Annotated in this window: 2 rRNA genes; both read left to right on the top strand. The window is 50.8% G+C overall.

Features of this window, described 5'->3' with window-relative positions:
* Nucleotides 1–163: 163 nt before the first annotated feature.
* Nucleotides 164–3055, top strand: a 23S ribosomal RNA gene (locus tag HBO23_RS33520).
* A 157-nt stretch (nt 3056–3212) separates the two neighbouring features.
* Nucleotides 3213–3328: ribosomal RNA gene (gene rrf, locus HBO23_RS33515) — 5S ribosomal RNA — on the top strand.
* Nucleotides 3329–3337 lie beyond the last annotated feature (9 nt).

Raw genomic sequence — 3337 nt, 5'->3', positions numbered from 1 at the left:
CGTTCTTTAAAAATTTGGGTATGTGATAGAAAGATAGACTGAACGTTACTTTCACTGGTAACGGATCAGGCTAAGGTAAAATTTGTGAGTTCTCTTAGTTGAGAAATTCGAATTTTCGGCGAATGTTGTCTTCACAGTATAACCAGATTGCTTGGGGTTATATGGTCAAGTGAAGAAGCGCATACGGTGGATGCCTTGGCAGTCAGAGGCGATGAAAGACGTGGTAGCCTGCGAAAAGCTTCGGGGAGTCGGCAAACAGACTTTGATCCGGAGATGTCTGAATGGGGGAACCCAGCCATCATAAGATGGTTATCTTACGCTGAATACATAGGCGTAAGAGGCGAACCAGGGGAACTGAAACATCTAAGTACCCTGAGGAAAAGAAATCAACCGAGATTCCCTTAGTAGTGGCGAGCGAACGGGGACTAGCCCTTAAGTGGCTTTGAGATTAGCGGAACGCTCTGGAAAGTGCGGCCATAGTGGGTGATAGCCCTGTACGCGAAAATCTCTTAGTCATGAAATCGAGTAGGACGGAGCACGAGAAACTTTGTCTGAATATGGGGGGACCATCCTCCAAGGCTAAATACTACTGACTGACCGATAGTGAACTAGTACCGTGAGGGAAAGGCGAAAAGAACCCCGGAGAGGGGAGTGAAATAGATCCTGAAACCGTATGCGTACAAGCAGTGGGAGCAGACTTTGTTCTGTGACTGCGTACCTTTTGTATAATGGGTCAGCGACTTATTTTCAGTGGCGAGCTTAACCGAATAGGGGAGGCGTAGCGAAAGCGAGTCTTAATAGGGCGTCTAGTCGCTGGGAATAGACCCGAAACCGGGCGATCTATCCATGGGCAGGTTGAAGGTTGGGTAACACTAACTGGAGGACCGAACCGACTACCGTTGAAAAGTTAGCGGATGACCTGTGGATCGGAGTGAAAGGCTAATCAAGCTCGGAGATAGCTGGTTCTCCTCGAAAGCTATTTAGGTAGCGCCTCATGTATCACTGTAGGGGGTAGAGCACTGTTTCGGCTAGGGGGTCATCCCGACTTACCAAACCGATGCAAACTCCGAATACCTACAAGTGCCGAGCATGGGAGACACACGGCGGGTGCTAACGTCCGTCGTGAAAAGGGAAACAACCCAGACCGTCAGCTAAGGTCCCAAAGTTATGGTTAAGTGGGAAACGATGTGGGAAGGCTTAGACAGCTAGGAGGTTGGCTTAGAAGCAGCCACCCTTTAAAGAAAGCGTAATAGCTCACTAGTCGAGTCGGCCTGCGCGGAAGATGTAACGGGGCTCAAACCATACACCGAAGCTACGGGTATCACGTAAGTGATGCGGTAGAGGAGCGTTCTGTAAGCCTGTGAAGGTGAGTTGAGAAGCTTGCTGGAGGTATCAGAAGTGCGAATGCTGACATGAGTAACGACAATGGGTGTGAAAAACACCCACGCCGAAAGACCAAGGTTTCCTGCGCAACGTTAATCGACGCAGGGTTAGTCGGTCCCTAAGGCGAGGCTGAAAAGCGTAGTCGATGGAAAACAGGTTAATATTCCTGTACTTCTGGTTATTGCGATGGAGGGACGGAGAAGGCTAGGCCAGCTTGGCGTTGGTTGTCCAAGTTTAAGGTGGTAGGCTGGAATCTTAGGTAAATCCGGGATTCTAAGGCCGAGAGCTGATGACGAGTTAACTTTTAGTTAACGAAGTGGTTGATGCCATGCTTCCAAGAAAAGCTTCTAAGCTTCAGGTAACCAGGAACCGTACCCCAAACCGACACAGGTGGTTGGGTAGAGAATACCAAGGCGCTTGAGAGAACTCGGGTGAAGGAACTAGGCAAAATGGCACCGTAACTTCGGGAGAAGGTGCGCCGGTGAGGGTGAAGGACTTGCTCCGTAAGCTCATGCCGGTCGAAGATACCAGGCCGCTGCGACTGTTTATTAAAAACACAGCACTCTGCAAACACGAAAGTGGACGTATAGGGTGTGACGCCTGCCCGGTGCCGGAAGGTTAATTGATGGGGTTAGCTAACGCGAAGCTCTTGATCGAAGCCCCGGTAAACGGCGGCCGTAACTATAACGGTCCTAAGGTAGCGAAATTCCTTGTCGGGTAAGTTCCGACCTGCACGAATGGCGTAACGATGGCGGCGCTGTCTCCACCCGAGACTCAGTGAAATTGAAATCGCTGTGAAGATGCAGTGTATCCGCGGCTAGACGGAAAGACCCCGTGAACCTTTACTATAGCTTTGCACTGGACTTTGAATTTGCTTGTGTAGGATAGGTGGGAGGCTTTGAAGCGTGGACGCCAGTCTGCGTGGAGCCAACCTTGAAATACCACCCTGGCAACTTTGAGGTTCTAACTCAGGTCCGTTATCCGGATCGAGGACAGTGTATGGTGGGTAGTTTGACTGGGGCGGTCTCCTCCTAAAGAGTAACGGAGGAGTACGAAGGTGCGCTCAGACCGGTCGGAAATCGGTCGTAGAGTATAAAGGCAAAAGCGCGCTTGACTGCGAGACAGACACGTCGAGCAGGTACGAAAGTAGGTCTTAGTGATCCGGTGGTTCTGTATGGAAGGGCCATCGCTCAACGGATAAAAGGTACTCCGGGGATAACAGGCTGATACCGCCCAAGAGTTCATATCGACGGCGGTGTTTGGCACCTCGATGTCGGCTCATCACATCCTGGGGCTGAAGCCGGTCCCAAGGGTATGGCTGTTCGCCATTTAAAGTGGTACGCGAGCTGGGTTTAGAACGTCGTGAGACAGTTCGGTCCCTATCTGCCGTGGACGTTTGAGATTTGAGAGGGGCTGCTCCTAGTACGAGAGGACCGGAGTGGACGAACCTCTGGTGTTCCGGTTGTCACGCCAGTGGCATTGCCGGGTAGCTATGTTCGGAATAGATAACCGCTGAAAGCATCTAAGCGGGAAACTAGCCTCAAGATGAGATCTCACTGGAACCTTGAGTTCCCTGAAGGGCCGTCGAAGACTACGACGTTGATAGGTTGGGTGTGTAAGCGCTGTGAGGCGTTGAGCTAACCAATACTAATTGCCCGTGAGGCTTGACCATATAACACCCAAGCAATTTGACTACTCGAAAGAGCATCAGATTGCGGTGTGTGAAGACGAGATGAACCGAAAGTTCGACGCTCACAAAACACCGAAAGCTGTCACATACCCAATTTGCTGAAGCGAAGCCATCTGGCTACGACTCAGTACCCGAATTTCTTGACGACCATAGAGCATTGGAACCACCTGATCCCATCCCGAACTCAGTAGTGAAACGATGCATCGCCGATGGTAGTGTGGGGTTTCCCCATGTGAGAGTAGGTCATCGTCAAGATTAAATTCC

The sequence above is a fragment of the Pseudomonas sp. WS 5532 genome (assembly GCF_012985445.1).
In the GTDB taxonomy this organism is placed as follows: domain Bacteria; phylum Pseudomonadota; class Gammaproteobacteria; order Pseudomonadales; family Pseudomonadaceae; genus Aquipseudomonas; species Aquipseudomonas edaphica.
Note: the sequence above shows the minus strand (reverse complement) of the source record. Positions and strands in the feature narration are given on the sequence as shown.